The 19,297-nt window shown below is 38.8% G+C and carries 14 protein-coding genes; 9 read left to right on the top strand and 5 right to left on the bottom strand.

What is annotated here, in order from left to right; translation table 11 throughout:
• Nucleotides 1-4 precede the first annotated feature (4 nt).
• Both ESA94_RS21470 and ESA94_RS14270 read left to right on the top strand, forming a co-directional pair.
• A complete protein-coding gene (locus ESA94_RS21470; RefSeq protein WP_164972752.1) occupies nt 5-3,700 on the top strand; it encodes a hypothetical protein in 3,696 nt (1,231 codons plus the stop codon).
• Nucleotides 3,701-4,001: 301 nt separating this feature from the next.
• Nucleotides 4,002-4,859: a glycosyltransferase family 9 protein gene (locus ESA94_RS14270; protein ID WP_164972751.1), complete on the top strand. Its 858-nt coding sequence runs from the start codon at nt 4,002-4,004 to the stop codon at nt 4,857-4,859.
• On the opposite strand, the gene ESA94_RS14265 is transcribed toward ESA94_RS14270, so the two are convergent.
• On the bottom strand, nt 4,856-5,188 hold the full coding sequence (locus ESA94_RS14265) for a HesB/IscA family protein (RefSeq protein ID WP_129131606.1): 333 nt from the start codon (nt 5,186-5,188) through the stop codon (nt 4,856-4,858). The two genes, ESA94_RS14270 and ESA94_RS14265, sit on opposite strands and share 4 nt — an antisense overlap.
• Nucleotides 5,189-5,334: 146 nt before the next feature.
• Between ESA94_RS14265 and mce the strand changes: the two genes are divergently transcribed.
• On the top strand, nt 5,335-5,736 hold the full coding sequence (mce, locus tag ESA94_RS14260; RefSeq protein ID WP_129131605.1) for a methylmalonyl-CoA epimerase: 402 nt from the start codon (nt 5,335-5,337) through the stop codon (nt 5,734-5,736).
• Between the two features lie 40 nt (nt 5,737-5,776).
• Here mce and ESA94_RS14255 read toward each other — a convergent pair whose 3' ends face one another.
• The 3 genes from ESA94_RS14255 to ESA94_RS14245 all read right to left on the bottom strand — a co-directional run bounded on the left by ESA94_RS14255 (nt 5,777) and on the right by ESA94_RS14245 (nt 9,953).
• Complete coding sequence (locus ESA94_RS14255) at nt 5,777-6,850, bottom strand: T9SS type A sorting domain-containing protein (protein WP_129131604.1); 1,074 nt, start codon at nt 6,848-6,850, stop codon at nt 5,777-5,779.
• A 163-nt stretch (nt 6,851-7,013) separates the two neighbouring features.
• Complete coding sequence (locus ESA94_RS14250; RefSeq protein WP_129131603.1) at nt 7,014-8,291, bottom strand: UDP-N-acetylmuramoyl-tripeptide--D-alanyl-D-alanine ligase; 1,278 nt, start codon at nt 8,289-8,291, stop codon at nt 7,014-7,016.
• Between the two features lie 114 nt (nt 8,292-8,405).
• Nucleotides 8,406-9,953 (bottom strand): SUMF1/EgtB/PvdO family nonheme iron enzyme, encoded by a 1,548-nt coding sequence (locus tag ESA94_RS14245; protein WP_129131602.1) that lies wholly within the window; start codon nt 9,951-9,953, stop codon nt 8,406-8,408.
• Nucleotides 9,954-10,207: 254 nt separating this feature from the next.
• Between ESA94_RS14245 and porU the strand changes: the two genes are divergently transcribed.
• The 6 genes from porU (at nt 10,208) to ESA94_RS14215 (ending at nt 18,067) form a co-directional block, all read left to right on the top strand.
• Nucleotides 10,208-13,615, top strand: a complete 3,408-nt coding sequence (gene porU, locus ESA94_RS14240; RefSeq protein WP_129131601.1) for a type IX secretion system sortase PorU — start codon at nt 10,208-10,210, stop codon at nt 13,613-13,615.
• 64 nt (nt 13,616-13,679) lie between these two features.
• The gene (gene porV, locus ESA94_RS14235; protein WP_240671061.1) at nt 13,680-14,840 is read left to right on the top strand and encodes a type IX secretion system outer membrane channel protein PorV; all 1,161 of its coding nucleotides are present in this window, start codon (nt 13,680-13,682) and stop codon (nt 14,838-14,840) included.
• Nucleotides 14,841-14,904: 64 nt separating this feature from the next.
• Entirely contained in the window at nt 14,905-15,381 is a 477-nt protein-coding gene (gene ispF, locus ESA94_RS14230; RefSeq protein WP_129131599.1) for a 2-C-methyl-D-erythritol 2,4-cyclodiphosphate synthase, read from the top strand.
• 7 nt (nt 15,382-15,388) lie between these two features.
• Complete coding sequence (dut, locus tag ESA94_RS14225) at nt 15,389-15,823, top strand: dUTP diphosphatase (protein WP_129131598.1); 435 nt, start codon at nt 15,389-15,391, stop codon at nt 15,821-15,823.
• Between the two features lie 8 nt (nt 15,824-15,831).
• Complete coding sequence (locus ESA94_RS14220; RefSeq protein WP_129131597.1) at nt 15,832-16,662, top strand: DUF4292 domain-containing protein; 831 nt, start codon at nt 15,832-15,834, stop codon at nt 16,660-16,662.
• Between the two features lie 79 nt (nt 16,663-16,741).
• Nucleotides 16,742-18,067: a peptidoglycan DD-metalloendopeptidase family protein gene (locus ESA94_RS14215; protein ID WP_129131596.1), complete on the top strand. Its 1,326-nt coding sequence runs from the start codon at nt 16,742-16,744 to the stop codon at nt 18,065-18,067.
• On the opposite strand, the gene bshA is transcribed toward ESA94_RS14215, so the two are convergent.
• Nucleotides 18,053-19,189 carry an N-acetyl-alpha-D-glucosaminyl L-malate synthase BshA gene (bshA, locus tag ESA94_RS14210; protein WP_129131595.1) on the bottom strand — a complete coding sequence of 379 codons (1,137 nt, stop codon included), beginning with the start codon at nt 19,187-19,189 and terminating at the stop codon, nt 18,053-18,055. The genes ESA94_RS14215 and bshA overlap by 15 nt on opposite strands.
• Between the last annotated feature and the right edge of the window lie 108 nt (nt 19,190-19,297).

Below are 19,297 nucleotides of genomic sequence, written 5' to 3'. Positions count from 1 at the left end.
GCTTATGAAATTACCTTTTAATGCCGATTCATGGAAGAAGAGTTACATGCTTGCAATACTCCTTTTCGGTGTTGGGGTTGTTGGAATGTGGAACCAAAAGGATTTTTCTTTAGCACCTGTATTTACAGACATGATCGGAACAGCTACATTTGATAATGTTCGTGTAAGTAAAAGAGTAGCTTTTTTTTCAAATGCAGTCATTCTTTTTTTTATTGCGGGGGTTGTTGCATTGGTTACTCAGTCGGCGGTAAAAATAATTTTCAGGGAAAATGTCATTGCTCGTCAAATAAACAGGTTTGCTGCAATTTCAGCTTTGTTTTTTCTTCAGCAGGTATTAATAAACGAAATAAGTTATTTTTTTATTCTTTTTTTTGGAATAGCAACATGTGTATATATAGTTATTCTGAAGTTTAAGCAGGGGTATTCAAATGCAGAATTGCTGGCAATACTTGTGGCGTTAATATCGTCCGCATTGCTATCAATTTCAACATTGCCAATGGAATTGCTATGTTCTTTTGAATTAAGCCTTCTTCTGTTATATAAGCATTTTAATCGTAAATGTAAACTAACTGAAAGGGCATTAGAGTTAAAAAAAGAAGCGTTATTCTTTGTAATTACAGCAAGTGTTGTTTTTATTCTTTTCTTTCTGCTTCTTCTTTTCCGGGTCGACTTTTTTGATATTGTACAACATATTCAATGGAAAAAAGAAATCCCTGTTGCAATAATTCTTATTTGTCTATTTCCATTACTTGCGGTTTTCCCCGTTTACTTTTTACTTAAACGAAAATATTATTCTTCGGATTTGTATGTGATTAGATGGTTCTGTTTTGTGTTGTTTTTTATTGTAGCCCAGTTTGCTGATAATTATCTTCCTGTATTATTAATGATGCTTGTTTTTCTATTAAAAGCATTTGTACTAAAAAGCCGAAAAACTCTTGAATATTATTTACTGGCAGTAGATGTACTGTTAAGTCTTTCTGTATTTTATTTAATTAACCTGTTTGGTATTGTAATAATTAATGAGTATAGTAAATTCATTGTTCCTTTTTTGTTTTTGATTATCGCTTTTATCCGGGAAGTTGCTTTTAGTAAAGTTGTTAATACCGGAAAATATAAGTATGTAGTTCCTGTTGTTTTAACGCCATTGTTATTGTTTTTTATACAGGAATTATATATGTTATTCAATCAACATAATATTTTTTTAGGCAAACTGGGCTTTTGGGTACTATTGCTGTTTGCTTATGGTTTACTTTTTATAATCACTTTTTTTTGGAAGCCCAACTCTTTAAAGCCTGTTTTTTCTGTAACGTTTGCTTTTGCTATTGCTGGAATTGGTATTTATAATTCATATACTCCTGTTTGGTTAGGTGATATTAATTTCTTTGAAGACGCAAGCTCAGCAGTTGCAATAAAGCGCATGGTTTCTAATGGTGAATTACCGGTGTTCGAGCATTTTAGCCCTCATAATCTAAATGATTTTATAACAGGAATTTTCTATGCACTGCTGAATAATGACTTATCATTTGGTTATAAAATCTACAACTGTATTTACGGTTTGTTCTTCCTTGTTTATTACTTCCTGCTTTCATCTCTTTTTAAAAGTAAACTTCTTGGCTTTATATGGACGATGTTTTCCGGAGTGCTTTGGATTATGCTGCCGATGTATCATGCCATTTCCGTTCTTGCATTTATGAATCTGTATTGGTATTTCAAAAGTGAGTATAAATTCTTGAGAGTAATAATCACTTCATTTGTATTACTGGCTACTTTTTTTTTCAGAGTTGATACAGGAGTTGCTGTTCTCGCTTCTGTAATTGTTTCAACTCCTTTTTTTGTTATGCATTATAAAAGAGGAATGAAGAAGTTGAAATTACTAATAATTACAAGCACAATAATTCTGTTTGTGTTGGCAGTTGTTGCTCTTTTAAAAATTGGCTATAAACAATCGATGGACAGCGTGCAAATGATTCTGGGATATCTTGATTCTGCCCAATCGTGGGGATATAGTGTGTTGTCGAGAGTTTACAATTTCAAGTTCAGAATACATTATTTTATTTTTCCTGTTGCTGTTATAACAGGACTGCTATATGTTTTACTTCTTTTCAGAGAGAAATTCAAATCGCTTGTTTTTTTGCAATTGTGCCTTGTATTTTTCTCGGTCTATTATCTTGTCAACTTTCAACGGGGATTAATAAGACATTCTTTTTTTGAAAACAGAGACGTAAATCTTTCCAGCTATATTTACTTTCTCATTGGTCTTTTCGTTGCATTAGTTTTTGTAAAAGGAGGCCGCCAATTAAAGCTCATAAGTCTTTTTCTCGTAACCGTTAGCTGCAATATTTGGTTGTTTAAATTTCCGAGAACGTTTGAGAATCGGAGCCTGTATTCAGCTTCAATTGATAAAATAAGAACAACAACCGAGCTTTCTTTTGCTTGCCAAAAAATCAAGCGGTTTGATTTGGAAAAGCTTTCGCAGATTAAAGAAGGCGCATATGAATTGTTTGTTTACTCGAGAATAGATCAATTGGGCAATGTATATAAAACCAGGGAAAAGGCAAACCTGGATTTCATGGGCGTGAAATTGCATAGTTACTCACGCTATTTTTTAGAACCCTATGGTATGAATGAAAGCTTCTTTCCAGACCTTTCAAAACTTGTACAAGCAGGAGTCATCAGCGAACCTGTAGATGAAGTATGCTATCAGCCAATGCTTAACTATTTTGTAAACAGCAAGCCTGCTCATTTATTTAATCAGGGTATGCATTTTTATCATACAAAAAAAATGCAGGAGCAGTTCATAGGAGAGCTGGTAGAATCGGAATGTAAATATGTTTTGGTAAACAATGTTTCTGCCGATACACTTGCCGATTACCTGGACGACGTACCACATAGCATCCGGCATTATCATATACTTCAGCATATCTACAGAAACTATAAACCCGCAGCTATTGTTGATAAGAAAACACTATGGGTAAAAGATAGTACCCTATTGCGTACACAACCTCTGTTGCAATACAAAAGTTTGATGGCGGATTCTTTTTATAAGTTTCCAGATCCTGTTGACGTTAATGGTAAAAAGCTGCTGCTTACTTTTATTGGTAAAGAAATTATCAACGAGGGAAATATTATTATTAATGATCGATTTGCATTCCCAATTAGTTTTACTAATCGTAACGATAAAAAAAGTTTTGTACTGATTGAAGGCGGGATTGATGAGATCAGGGATGTTCTTTTGCCAGGGAAGGCGGATAGTTTAATGGTTAGCCTCCATAATTATTTCCCTGACGTTTATACAAATGTTCCATTAACCTATAAATTAAAGCAGTTACCTTATGTATTAGCCCAATCGGGTGTATTTAATAACATAGGTGAAGAGTTAGCGTTGGATGTAAAACAGCCGCAGGCAATTGAGTCTCTTTTGAAAGCGAATGAAGATTTAAGAGGAGCAGCACTTTGTTTTACATTTTCCAATTATACAAAAGAGGACAGAATGGTTATTGTGCAGTATTATAGGGCAAACGAATTTTTGGGAGAATTTCATTTTTTGGCAAAACCCGGAAAGCATATTCCATATTTGCTGCAGGTTGCCAGTCAGCCAAATTGGAATTTGGCAAAACCAGGTAAAATAAAAATCATTATGCCCGAAAATTTGCAGGTGGATGCATTACATTTAATTACCAAAGATGAATTATCGTACTAAACTGTTTGTAGATCGAATTATTGGCCCACCAGTAAGCCTGTTGTTTAATATGATCGCTTTAGCTGCAGGTGCTGTCTTGAGACGAGATCACAGCTTCAGGCCTTTAGATGGAAAACGGGTTGTTGTTTGTAAAATAGTAGGTATGGGTAGTATTGTTGAAGTTGCACCACACTTACTTTCATTAAAAAAGAAATATCCAAAGGCAATTGTTACGTTTGTTACATCCTCTTCTAACAAAGAGTTAATGCAAATGTTGTCGGAGTATATTGATGAAGTATTGTATGTAAACGACAGCAGTTTTTTGAAATTGGCATTGTCAACAGCAGATACAATAGTAAAACTTATGCTTAGGAATGCGGATACATTTATCAATCTTGAAGTGTATTCTTATTTCACAACTTTTATATCTATTCTCAGCCTGTCCAGAAACAGGTACAGTTATTACAGAAAATCAGCAGCATTCAGAAACGGGATAGATACCCATCATATTTATTTTAATACTAAACGACCTTTACAGGAAGTTTATGCACAGGTAATGCTTTTACTTCAAGTGGAAGCAATTGAACAAACATCAAAATTTCCTTTTCTTATTGCCGATGAGGATAAGCAAAAGGTAAATGAGTTTTTCAGAAATAATAATGTTGAACGTTTCGTTATCATTAATTCAAATGCTTCGGATTTGATGCCGGAACGGAAATGGCTTGTGGAAAATTGGTTAACTACCATCGAATATCTTCTAAAAGAAACTCCTTTTACGGTTTTACTTTCAGGTTCCAGCGCAGAAAAAGCGGGAGTGGAAGAGCAGTTTTCAGAAGTGCTTTACAAACATGCAGACAGAGTAAAAAATGTTGCAGGAGATTTTGGGCTGGCTGCTTATACGTTTTTATTACGCCATGCTGAGTTTATGATCAGTAATGATTCGGGGCCTTTGCACCTCGCATTTTCTCAAAAAACAAAATGTATCTCCTTGTGGGGACCAACCGATCCGGCACATTTGGCACTCAAATCCAAGAATAATTACGAATTATATAAGGAAGTTTATTGTTCACCCTGTTTACACCATGCAGATAAGCCACCTTGTAAAGGCAATAATATATGTATGAAAAATATCACTTCTGCTGAAGTAATTGAGAAAATACAATTGTTACAAAATAGCTAAACTGCAAAACTTTCGCCACAACCACAAGTGCGGCTGGCATTAGGATTGTTAAAGTGAAATCCTTTTCCGTTTAAACCGTCACTAAAGTCCAGTGTTGTATTGTAGAGGTAAAGAAAGCTTTTCATATCCGTTACCACTTTAACGCCGTTATCTTCAAATACCTGATCGTTAGGTTTGTTCTCATTATCAAAATCAAGTTTATAACTTAACCCGCTGCATCCACCACCTACAACACTTACCCGAAGGAAATAAGAATCGTTCGCACCAACGTTTGCCTTTTGCATCAGCTCGGCAACTTTCTCTTTTGCTTTTTCTGTAACAAAAATCATAACACACTTTTTTAATCAATGATCAATACACGGGCCAGCGAACCGGCTGCTGCCGTATTGACTGTAAAATTAGCTAAAATGCTTGTCACGGTTGTCTCACTTTTTTGCATCGCATGGAGGTAGTAAATTGCTCTAAATTGATTGTTATGCTGAATATTGAACACATTGGTATTGCTGTAAAAAGTCTGGATGTATCTGTTCCTCTTTTTGAAAATTTATTAAATACTGTCTGTTACAAAACCGAGGAAGTTGAATCTGAAGCGGTAAGGACAGCTTTTTTTAAGCAGGGCCAAACAAAAGTGGAGCTCTTAGAAAGCACATCAGAAGCCGGAGTAATTGCAAAATTCATTGAAAGGAAAGGCGAAGGTATGCATCATATTGCTTTTGAAGTAGATGATATTTATTCGGAAATGAAGCGGCTGCAAGCTGAAGGTTTTGTTTTGCTTAATGACGCTCCCAAAGATGGGGCGGATAACAAACTGGTATGTTTTCTTCACCCTAAATCAACAAACGGTCTTTTAGTTGAATTGTGCCAGGAAAAAAAATAGCCGCTTTGCAGCAGCTATTTTTGTATGTGGATTGTAAGTTTTATTGCTTAACAAACGGAATTTTTTCAATTACCTGGTTTCGATCGGTAATTTGAATAAGATAAAGTCCGTTGGTAAGATTTGTTAGATCCAACTGGAGATTATTTGAGCCGGAAGGATTTATTTTTCGAACAACTGCTCCTTTTGCATCAAGAATTAGGATGGCCTGAGCCGATGTAAATCCATCTTTTGAAAATAGTCGGGTTGAAGAAGATACAGGATTGGGGAACAAGCTGAATTTTTTTGTGATCGTAGTGTTGTAACGCACAACTTCTGAATAGCTTATTTCTCCTTTGTAGTCTATTTGTTTCAGTCGATAATAAGTAATACCTGCAATGGGCGCTTTATCTGTAAAATTATATGCCTGTTTTTGCGAACTGTTACCAACCGATTTAACAGAACCAATGCTGCTCCATAATTTCTGATCTGTACTGCGTTCAACAATGAAAACATCGCTGTTTACTTCATGTAAGGTGCCCCAGTCTAATTGCACCTGATAAGGTTGTGGTTGACTGGCCTTGAAATAATCAAAAGCTGTACTTAATACACCGGCACCGGTAAAAGGATAGGATAAAATCCAGGGGCCGTTCACATCACCCTGATTACCTGTGCCCGGACCTCCCCAAACAATATTGCTGCCAACTTGAATTAAATCGCTACTACCAGTTGCAGCAGTAATTTTTCCTCCCGAGTAAACTTGAATAAAACTAAACGGTGCAAGAAAAAGTTTTCCGGAAGGTTCGAAATTGATAGTGCCGCAAACGAAAATTTGTAAGCGGGGGGAATCTATTGAGTTCGCAAGTGGAGGAACAGAAGTACTTGCTTTATATGTTTGGCCTTTAACATTTACAGTAATATACTGCGGTATACAAACAATATCATCGGTCTTTGGAACGCCTGATGGATTCCAGGTGGATGCAACGTCCCAATCTCCGCCAATAGCTACTTTGGTACAAGTTGGTGCAGTCATAGTACTGCATCGTGGATACGGGCTTGACCCATGCGGCCAGTATTGCTGTGCATTAATTTGAAATCCAATGAATAAAAGGAAAACAACAAAAGAAATAATTTTCATAAACGAAACCAACTAACAGTTTAACGGAATAAGTTAACGGTTCGTTTCAGGGGGTTGGATCACTTAAGCAAATAGAGGGAGAGTTGGATTGTTAAGTGATTCTTCTTATAGGAGTTGGATAGAAGTCCGTAAAAATACGGATCGTTTTGGCTTCTGCAAGTATTTAAGCAAGAATTTCTTCCATTTTCATGCTGCGTGAGCCTTTAATAAGCAGGTGCGTGTGGTTAAACGATTGAGCCTTATACCATTTTTTTGCTTCAACAGAATTAGTAAAATAAATATAGGATTGACTGGTTTTTACGAAATCGCCCCCAACAAGCACTACATTGGCCCATTTATATTGATCAATCAAATCAACAATTGCCTGATGCTCTGCTAAACTTGCTTCGCCCATTTCGGCCATACCGCCTAACATCAACACCTTTTTACTAGCTTGAAGTTTTGCAAAATTTTCAATGGCTAATTTCATGCTGCTGGGGTTGGCATTATAGGCATCCAGAATAATTTTATTACTCCCGGCTTCTATTAATTGGGAGCGGCTATTGGTTGGCTGGTAGTTTTCAATTGCAGATTTGATTGTAAGTGCCTGCACTCCAAAATGTAACCCTGCACAAACAGCTGCAAGCACATTTGGCAAGTTATAATCGCCAACAAGATGGGTTCTGATAACACCAATCTCAGGGTGACTTGTTACCTCAACTTCCAAAAAGGGCTCACTTTTCAATAACTTTCCGGTAGTAGAAGCATTTGCAGTACCATAGGTTATTTTATTTGCTATACCTGTGCTCATTTCTTCCAGGTAATCAAAATCGGTATTAATAAAAATTGCGCCTTTGTTTGTACGGATGAAATCGTACAATTCGCCTTTGCCTTTTTTAACGCCTTCTATTCCGCCAAAACCTTCAAGGTGTGCTTTACCTACATTGTTTATGAGACCGTAATTGGGTAAAGCATATTTACAATAACCTTCAATTTCTTTTTGGTGATTGGCACCCATTTCAACTACAGCAATTTCTGCGTCTTGCTTTACTTTAAGCAAAGTGAGTGGAATGCCAATATGGTTGTTAAGATTGCCTTCGGTTGTATATGTTTTGAGTGTAGATGAAAGAACAGCATGTATTAATTCTTTGGTAGTTGTTTTTCCATTACTACCCGTAATTGCCAAAAAGGGAATATTGAATTGAAGGCGGTGCAGCTTTGCCAGCTCTTGTAAAGAGGTAAGCACATCATCAACTACAATTATTCTTTCATTTTCTTGCTCCGGAGATTCATCAACAATTGCATATGCTGCTCCTTTTTCAAGGGCCTGTTTGGCAAAAAGGTTGCCGTTAAAATTGTCGCCTTTTAATGCAAAAAAAAGATCGCCTTGTTTTAATTTCCTGGTATCAGTTTGTACAGAAGGATGTGCCAAAAACAACTTGTAAAGCTCTTCAATATGCATAAACCAAAGATAGGCGCTTGTACTTTTCTGTAAACGATAAAAATGAAAATGCTTTACATAAAAAGAAAACCCTCCGCAAACGGAGGGCTTTCTTTTATTGATAAAACGAGGAGATTAATTTCGTTTTCTGTTGTTTTGTTTTCTTGTACCAAACCAGTTACCTGTCTTACGACCGTTACCTTCCTGGCTGCCATAACGTGTCATAGCACAACGGAAACCGATCATGGAACTGCTTTGATCTTCTTCAAGGAAGCGGCGTGAACCGGGGCTGAGCCAGTATGCACGATCGTTCCAGCTGCCACCTTTATAAACACGGCTCTTATCACTAACCAATGTTGTTTGGCCATAACCGTATTGAACAGCACTTAAAGAATCACCATCCAGATAATCGATAACATAACCTTTTTGATAGTTACGACGGTTTTTCACTTCGTCTTCTGTTTCATCACGGTACTTGATACGACCCATTGAATCTCTTTCAGCTTTTCCTGTGCTGAGGTCGATACGTTGGAATTTGTTACCACGATAAATATTGAAATCTTCACCGTCAGTTTGTGTCATTGGTCTGTACACATCGGCAACCCACTCACTTACGTTACCGGCCATGTTATATAAACCGAAACCATTTGGATAGAATGCTTTGATTGGACCAGGAATTACAGCACGGTCGTTCAAACCACCTGCAACACCCATGTTATCACCAGAGCCACGCTTAAAGTTTGCGAGGAACTGACCTTGCCAGCTGCTGCGTCTTGCATCACGCAAGCCATTTACGTTTTGTGCCCATGGATAAACCTGCTTGTTAGCAGTTAACTCTTCACCACGACGCTTTTCGCTGCGGCGTGGGTTAGGGTTTTGAGCAATTAAACCGTAGGCTGCATATTCCCATTCTGCTTCTGTTGGCAGGCGATAATCAGGTAAAATAATACCTTCTTCAAAGCTGATGCTTGTAGGCACCTGTTTAGTTAAAGGATCCTGATATTTTTTTATGCCCTTACCGGGAGTTGCCTGGTATTCACCTAACAAATATGCTTTTGTATTAAAGTTGTCCTGTCCGCCACCCTGCATTTGTTTTTGCAGTTCGGCTTTTTTGTTGGTAATCCCTTTTTCGTAAAGAATATTTTCGTTTACACGATCGCTACGCCATAAGCAGTAGTCGTAAGCCTGTTTCCAGCTTACACCAACTACAGGATAAAGATTGTAAGAAGGATGACGGAAATAATATTCAACGTAAGGTTCGTTGTATGCAAGTTCACTTCTCCAAACCAATGTATCGGGTAAAGCACGGTTTGTGATAGCAGTATCCATGAACACACGGTCGAGCCAGTAGAGGTATTCTCTGTAGTGAACGTTGGCAACCTCAGACTCATCCATGTAAAAAGAAGCAACAGTAACACGGCGTGGAATGTTATTCCAGTCACGCATTACGTCTTCTTCTACAGCACCCATGGTAAAGGTACCACCCTCAACAAACACAAGGCCGGGCCCGGTTTTCTGTTCTTTTTCTTTAGAAACACGGAAACCGCTGCCGTTTTTGTCGTTGTAAGTCCAACCGGTTGAAGAAGACTTCTCAGGCTTCTTCTTAAATAAGTTACATGATGTAAAAATGGTAGCCCCAACAAATAGGATACACAGATTTTTAATGCAGAAAAGGTTTTTCATCTCCTTCGTTTTGATAGTTAACGAGTAATGTTCAAAAATATTGTACTGGATTTCAGAGTCCAAAATATTTATTGGACAGGTGACAAACTTAAAGTAATCTTTCCGAAATCTGAAGGAATCGGGAGCTAAGGAATTTAATTTCAGTATTTCTGCTTAGTAAACCGTGAATTTACGTTCACCATTACAGGCATCAAGCTGGTTTGTTCTTGCCGTAAATTTCAAAATAGTATCCGGTATCTTTGGTTTTACTGTTTATGCGATACGTTATACTGATTTTGTTTACATGCATACTAAGTTCTGCCGCTGCTCAACGCACATGGCGAAATAATTCTGTATTGGCAAGCGGAGATTGGTACAAACTCTCGGTTAAGCAGCCCGGTGTTTATCGCATTAACATCGCTTTTCTGCAATCGCTGGGTGTAAATGTTTCCAACCTGGCAAGCGGCAACATACGCTTGTTTGGAAATGGCGGACAGATGTTGCCCGAAGATAATGCTGTGTTTTCTGCAGATGATCTTACTGAAAATGCCATACAGGTTGCTGATGGAGGTGATGGGGTAATAAACGGGAGTGACTATATTCTTTTTTATGCGGCAGGTCCACAACAGTGGATAAAAGATTCAACAAACAAACGCTTTCGCCATCGAAAAAATTTATACAGCAGCGAATCGTTTTATTTTTTAAACATCAGCACAAACGGGTTACGTATTCAAAACAGGGCAGCTGCGGGTTTGCCTAATCAAACAGTAACATCGTTCAAAGACCGGATGTTTTATGAACTGGATACTATCAATTTTCTGCGAAGCGGTAAGGAGTGGTATGGTGAAGAATTCAGTAATACGCCGGGCAGCACATTAAACCGAACCTTCAATCTCAATATCACAAATGGCATAGCAGGGAGTACGATTTTTAGCTCCGGTGTAGCATCGAGGAGTAATGGCATTGGCAGTTCGTTTACCATAAGAGCAAATAATATCAATATTGCGCAACACAGTGTTTCGGCAGTAGGTACAGGTACATACGATCCTGTAGCTGCACCGCATGAGCTTACAACTACATTTAATCTTACACAGCCGCTGTTGAGTTTGCAATACAGTTACCAACCGGGCAGTGTTAATGCGCAAGGCTGGCTCAATTGGTTCGAATTATTTCCACAACGCCAGTTAAGTATGACGGGCATTGATCAGTTGCATTTCAGCGATTGGGAAACAGTTGGTCCCGGTAATATTGCAGAATTTCGGCTACAGGGCGCTGTTGCGTCAACACTTGTTTGGGATATTACCGATCCGTTACGGCCGCAGAATATTACAGGCTCATTAAACGGAACTGAATTTCGATTTACAAACACAGCCGATCGTTTACGGGAATACATCGCTTTTCAGCAACAGAATTATTTACAACCAACAGCTGTTGGAAAAATTGTCAACCAGGATTTACACGGAGCAAACTTTCCCAATTACATCATCGTTACACATACTTCTTTTTTAAGTGAGGCTCAACGTTTGGCAACATGGCACAGGCAAAACAATGGCTTAACCACATTAACGGTAACAACGGAACAAGTATACAATGAGTTTGGTTCAGGTACGCCCGATCCATCGTCCATCCGCAATTTTGTAAAAATGTTTTACGATCGTGCAGGTAGCGATACAACCAAACGCCCACGTTATTTACTATTGTTTGGCGATGCATCGTACGATTATCTCAACCGCATCAGCGGCAATACAAACTATGTTCCCTGTTTTGAAAGTGAAGTAACACTCGATCCGTTATCAACCTATACCTCTGATGATTTTTTTGGTTTTCTTGATGATAATGATAATATCAACCGTCTTTTTCCTGTGAGTTTGCTGGATATTGGCATCGGTCGTATTCCTGCAAAATCAGTACAGGAAGCAAAAGCCGTGGTTGATAAAATCATAAAATATCATGCAAAAGAAAGTTTTGGCCCCTGGCGAAATGATATGACGGTGATTGCAGATGATGAGGATAATAATATTCATTTGGATGATGCAGAATTTCACAGCAATATTATTCAGCAAAACAAAAACTTCAACTTATCTAAAATTTATCTCGATGCTTTCCGTCAACAAAGCGGAAGTGGCGGCAGCCGTTACCCCGAAGTGAACCAGGCCATCAACAATAAAATATTTGCCGGCACATTAATCTGGAATTACAGCGGGCATGGCGGCTCAAGAAGATTAGCCGAAGAAGCAATTTTGGAACAGGATATGGTAAACAGCTGGAGCAATATCAGTAAGCTGCCGTTGTTTATTACAGCTACCTGCGATTTTGCTCCTTACGATAACCCATCGGTAAATTCAATTGGTGAAAATATTCTCTTACGGGAACGCACAGGTGCTATTGCGCTAATGACAACAACAAGGGTAGTGTTTGCCTTCAGCAACCGCATCATCAACAACAATTATTTTCAACAGGCATTGCAAAAAGATGCAAATGGAAAGTATCCATCGTTGGGCGATGCAGTGAAACGAACTAAAAACTTTACTTACCAAACCTTTGGCGATATTATTAATAACAGAAAGTTTACGTTGCTGGGCGATCCTGCTGTTCGGCTTGCTTTTCCTGAATTGAATGTGCGTACAACAGCTATCAACAACCATGCACCAGCCGCCGATACATTAAAAGCGTTGGATCGTTATACCATTAGGGGTGAGGTAACTGATGCGATGGGCAACAAACTGAGCAATTTTAACGGGAACGTCTATCCTGTTATTTTCGATAAACCGCAACAGCAAAAAACATTTGCCAACGATGCAACAAGCATCAGTACAAATTTTAGCCAGCAGGCAAACATCATTTTCAAGGGAAAGGCCAAAGTAACCAATGGTGAGTTCGTATACAGTTTTGTTGTGCCGAAAGACATCAATTATCAATTCGGAAATGGTAAGATCAGTTATTATGCTGAAGATGGCTCAAAAGACGGTAACGGTGCCGAAACCACGATTATTATTGGCGGAGCATCAGCAAATCCTGTAACAGACAATGCAGGTCCAACCATTAAAGCATACCTCAACGATGAAAAGTTTGTAAACGGTGGTATTACTAACGAAAACCCTGTTTTATTGCTGAAGCTTGCCGATTCGAGTGGCATTAATACAGTAGGCACAGGTATTGGTCATGATTTGATTGCAACACTCGACGATGATAACAGTAAGTTTTATGTATTGAACGATTATTACGAAGCAGATGCCGATAGTTACCAATCGGGTACTGTACGTTTTCAATTGCCGGCATTAACAGAAGGATTGCATGTGTTGAAAATAAAAGCATGGGATGTGCAAAACAACAGCAGCGAATATAGGCTTGAGTTTCGTGTAATAAAAGATGCGGAATTTAAACTGGATCGATTGTATAATTATCCCAACCCTTTCACTACCCGAACAACATTTATGTTCGAGCACAACCGGCCCGGCGATCAGTTGCTATGCCTCATCCGTATTTATTCAATCAGCGGTAAAGTGGTAAAAACAATCACCCGCACAATAATAAATGAAGGAAACCGTTCTTTTGACATTGAGTGGGACGGAAAAGATGACTTTGGCCAGAAAGTCGGTCGGGGTGTTTACATCTACCAACTTGAAATAAAAGATTCAAATGGTAAAAAACAATCTGCTTTACAAAAGCTCGTTCTGCTATAACCAAAATCCGTTAACTGAAAGGAATACATTTTCCTCTATTTTTATGGCTCAAATAATAACTCTTATGAGAAAAAACTCAGCCTTGCTTATAGGCTTGTTTACCTGTTTGTCTTTACCAGCGCTTGCCCAACAAACACAATCGATCAATGTAGTTACAACAGCAGTACCCATGTTACGTATTTCGCCCGATGCACGTGCAGGTGGTATGGGCGATTTGGGAATTGCCACTTCTGCCGATGGAAATTCTTCTTTTTGGAACCAGGCAAAAATTCCGTTTGCAGCACAACGTTCTTCTATTGCATTAACGTATACACCCTGGTTAAAAGATCTTGGCTTAAATGATGTATTTATTGGCACTGTTGCAGGCTATCATCAAATTGATGAGCTGCAGGCCATTTCCGGTTCGCTCCGTTATTTTAATTTAGGTAGTATTCAGTTTACCGATTTTGCAGGTAATGATCTGCAAAAATTCAACCCACGTGAATTTGCATTTGATGCAGGTTACAGCCGCAAACTCAGCGATAAAATTGGCGTAGGCATTGCTCTTCGCTTTATCTATTCAAACCTTGCAAATGGTAACACCAATGGTGTTACTTACAAACCGGGTACTGCAGTAGCTGGCGACATTTCGTTCTTCTACAACGGTCTTAACGAAGAAGGTACAGGCATTACAGCCGGTGCTGTTATGAGCAACCTTGGCAGCAAGATCGCTTATACCAACGATGCCCGTGGTAAAGATTATATTCCTGCCAACCTCGGTATTGGTGCAGTTTATACAAAAGCAATTGATGAAACCAACAAGATCAGCTTTGGTGTAGATATCAATAAATTACTGGTGCCAACACCACCAACAGATACATCAACTGCAGCACGTGATGCATACCGCAACAAAAGTGTAGTGGGTAGCTGGTTCTCTTCATTTGGTGATGCTCCCGGTGGCTTTGGTGAAGAAATGAAAGAATTCCAGATTTCAACAGGTTTGGAATATGGCTACAACGATCAGTTTTTTGCACGTGCAGGTTATTTCTACGAAGCAAAAACAAAAGGTAACCGTCGTTTCTTTAGCGTAGGTGCCGGTGTAAAGTACAACCGCTTAGGATTTAATTTCTCCTACCTCGTACCAACAGGCCAGGGTATTAACCGTAATCCATTAAGCAACACTGCCCGTTTTAGTATTATTTTCGACCTTGGTGGCGATGATGGCAGCGGCACTTCTAACGAGTAATACATTTATATAAAAGATTTTGCCAGAAGCGGAGGTACTTTACCTTCGCTTTTTTATTTACATTATGGCATTTAGAATTGGAACAGGCATTGATTATCATCAATTAGCTGAAGGAAGAAAATTGTTTATCGGAGGGGTTGAAATTCCGCACCACAAAGGAGCACTTGGCCATAGCGATGCCGATGTATTATTGCACGCTATTTGCGATGCTATGCTTGGTGCACTTGCTTTAGGCGATATTGGTACACACTTTCCCGATACTTCTGCTGCGTTCAAAGATATTGACAGTAAAATACTGTTGCAGCAGAGTTATGATAAAATAAAAGCGAAAGGATATAAGGTTGTAAATGTAGACAGCACTTTGTGTTTAGAAGCGCCGAAGATTAAGCCCTACATTGCACAAATGCAGCAAACCATTGCAGCAATTTTAGAATTGGAGGTTGATGCTGTTTCTGTTAAAGCAACTACAACAGAAAAAATGGGTTTTGTAGGAAGAGAAGAAGGTTTGGTAGCACATGCTACTGTATTGCTTGAAAAATAAAACAGACATGACAGTTAAAATCATCAATCAATCAAATAACCCACTGCCTGCATATGCAACTGAAGGAAGCAGTGGTATGGATTTACGTGCCGCTATTAACGAAACAATTACATTGCAACCACTGGAACGTACGTTAATACCAACGGGTTTGTTTATTGAACTACCCGTAGGTGTTGAAGCACAGGTTCGCCCACGCAGCGGACTTGCAATTAAACAAGGCATTACCTGTTTAAACACACCGGGAACAATTGATGCCGATTATCGTGGAGAAATTAAGGTTATTTTAATCAACCTCAGTAACGAAATACAGTCTGTACATAATGGCGACCGTATTGCTCAGCTGGTGATTCAGAAAGTAGAAAAGATAAGCTGGGCTCCTGCAGTTGAGCTGGAACAAACAACAAGAAATGAAGGTGGCTTCGGCAGCACCGGAAAACAATAGTTTATACAATGAAGAAAGTAGTATCAATCGCATTTGCAGCGTTACTGTTACTCGGTTTCAGCGCATGTCGTGCAACAAAGAAAATTCAACAGGTAATTGTAAAGAAAGACACCGTTGCGGTTATAGATACACCTGTGCTTAAGTTGCCCACACATGCCGATACTGTGCGTATGGCAAACGAAGTATTGGTTAATGTTGAAAAGAAATACATCAGCTTCAATACATTTTCTGCAAAAATTAAAGTTGATTATACCAATAATAAAGGCAAGCAGCCCGATTTTGTTGCCAATGTGCGTATGCTCAAAGACAGTGTTATCTGGATTTCGCTCAGTAATGATATTGGTATTGAAGGCATCCGTGTCTTGATTACTAAAGACAGTATTAAAATGCTCGACAAGCTGGCCAATACATACCAGGTACGGCCATTGAGCCATATACAGGAATTGGCACAACTGCCATTTACGTTTTCCGATTTGCAGAATATATTGGTGGGTAACCCTATCTTCTTCAGTAAAGACAGCATTACATCTTATAGCAATTCGCCAAACGGTTATTCCATTTTAACCTATTCAACATTGTTTAAAAATCTGCTTTCTGTTTCGGCAGATTATTCAATTACGAAAAGTAAACTTGATGATAATGATCCTGCCTTAAACAGAACCTGCGATTTAATTTATAATGATTTTGAAAATAAAGCGGGTGTTCTGTTTTCAACACAAAGACAGATAACCATATCGCAACGTAACAAACTGGAAGTGCAGTTAAAGTTTAAAGATTATAAGTTTAACGAGGAGTTGAGTTATCCGTTTACAGTTCCTAAAAAATTCAAAAGAATCTGACACGGCATACGTTTTTAAAAAGGAGTGCGTTTACCCTTATCGTCAATAGCCTTATTTTTGTCACTTAAACCCATTACCTATGCGGAAATTCTTTTTCATTACAATCTGCATGTTGTTACAGTTTACCTTGCCGGCACAGGAAAAAGCTGAGCTGGAAAAGAAACGTAAGCAAACACTGCAGGAAATTGAAGTACTGAACAGGCAGTACAATGAAATCAGAAAATCAAAAAAGCAAAGTATTGGACAGCTGGCGCTCATCCAGAACAAGATCCGTTTACGTAACGACGTAATTAATACCATTAATAAGCAGGTACGCAGTATTGATAAGGATATTAATACCTCGTATGTAGAAATGCGCAGATTGAAAAAGGATCTTGATACTCTCAAGATGAACTATGCACACAATGTGGTGTATGCCTACAAGAACCGCAGCAGCTACGATTTTTTAAATTTTCTTTTCTCCGCAAATACATTTAACGATGCTATCCGCAGAATATCGTACATGAAAGCCTATCGTAGTTACAGGGCGCAGCAACTTGATGCGATTTATAAAACGGAGTCATTGTACAAAGACAAAATCGTTGAGTTAACCAACAACCGCAAACAAAAAAGCCTGGTATTGCAGGATGAAACAAAAGAAAGAACAGAGCTTGAAAAAGATAAGCAGGAGCAAGCAGTAGTTGTAAATGATATTAAGAAGAAAGAAGGTGAGATCAATAAAAGTCTTGCTGCAAAGAAGAAACAGGCGCAGCAGTTGCAGTCTGCAATTACAGCTGTGATCAATCGTGAAATTGCTGCTGCAAAAAAAGAAGCAAAAGAACGGGCAGATAAAGAACGAAAAGATAAAGAAGCAGCGGATCGTATAGCAAAAGAAAATGCAAAAACAAATCCAGCAACAACCAATCCAACAACATCGGTTACTGCACCTGTTGTAAAAAAGGACGAGCCTAAAAAACCGGCAAGCTACCTTGAATATAATAAAGACGATATTGCTTTAGGTGCAAGTTTTGAAACAAGCAAAGGCAGACTGCCTTTCCCTGTTGATAATGGTTATATTACCGGCAACTTTGGAAGAAATGTTATCCCGGAAACAAAGATTGTTTACGATCAAGACTTCATCACAATCGCATCTCCTGCTGGAACTTCTGTTAAAGCTTGTTTTGACGGAGAAGTTGCAAGCGTGTTTGATGTTGGTGGCAATACGGCAGTAATGATTCAGCACGGTAAGTATTTTACTACCTACAGTAATTTATCATCTGCTAATGTAAGTAAAGGGCAAAAAGTGAAGACAGGCCAGGTAATTGGCCGTGTGGGCACCAACCTAGATGGCGATGGTGAACTAAACTTTGTACTTGCCCGTGAAAATCAAATGATCAATCCGGTGCCCTGGTTAAGAGGTCGCTGATACGTGCACAAAACGTTCGTATAACTCTTCATACAAAGGAACAATGTGATGAATATCAAATTTCATTGCTTGTTCCTTTGCTCTTTGTTTAAAGCCGTTGAGTTTATCATCATCTTTCAACAAGTCAATCCCAAGTCTGCTTAACTCTTCTACATCGCCGATGTTGGCCATGTAACCTGTTTCGCCGTGAATATTAATTTCGGGGATACCACCTGCATTGCTCGATAATACAGGTACACCTGCTGCCATTGCTTCTAACGCCGATAAACCAAAACTTTCATATTCCGATGTAAGCATAAACAAATCGGAAATAGCAAGAATCTCTTCCATTTCCTGTTGCTTACCAAGAAAGCGCACTTCATCACAGATGTTTAATGCACGGCATAACTCTTCTGTACCCGGACGTTCAGGACCATCGCCCACCATCAACAATTTAGAAGGAACCTGTTTGTTGATCTTTGCAAACACGTGGATGATATCGTTTACACGTTTCACTTTACGGAAATTAGATGCATGTGTAATAATGCGTTCGCCGTTTGGTGCAAGTACTTTGCGGAAGGCATCCAATGGTTTTTTATCGAAGCGTTTTACATCAACAAAATTGTAGATCACTTCAATTTCTTTTTCTATCTGGAAGGAGTGATAGGTTTCTTTACGCAGGTTGTTCGATACTGCTGTAATGGCATCGCTTTCGTTAATTGAAAACGTAACAACCGGTTCAAAGGTTTTATCCTTTCCTACCAACGTAATATCGGTACCATGCAATGTTGTAATAACAGGAATATCTTTTCCCTTCTTCTTTAAGATCTGTTTAGCCATATACGCAGCCGATGCATGCGGTATAGCATAATGTACATGCAACAGATCAAGATCATGATTCAACGCCACATCTACCATTGTACTGGCCAGCGTGGTTTCGTACGGCGGATAATCGAACAAAGGGTAATGCGGTATATGTACTTCGTGGTAAAAGATGTTGGTGAAAAAGCCACTCAAACGCACCGGCTGCTGGTAAGTAATAAAATGAACCATGTGTCCTTTCTCTGCCAGTGCCTTTCCTAATTCTGTTGCTAACACACCGCTACCGCCAAAAGTGGGGTAACATACTATGCCTATTTTCATCGTAACTGTATTTAATTGCAAACCCAACAGGGCTTGAAGAATGTATATGGCTTCTGTCACTTATCATGCCAGAACAACCGGCACTGTACATTTGACAGATTGGGAACG

Source organism: Lacibacter luteus (genome assembly GCF_004118265.1).
In the GTDB taxonomy this organism is placed as follows: domain Bacteria; phylum Bacteroidota; class Bacteroidia; order Chitinophagales; family Chitinophagaceae; genus Lacibacter; species Lacibacter luteus.
This window is presented reverse-complemented; position numbering and strand designations above follow the sequence as displayed.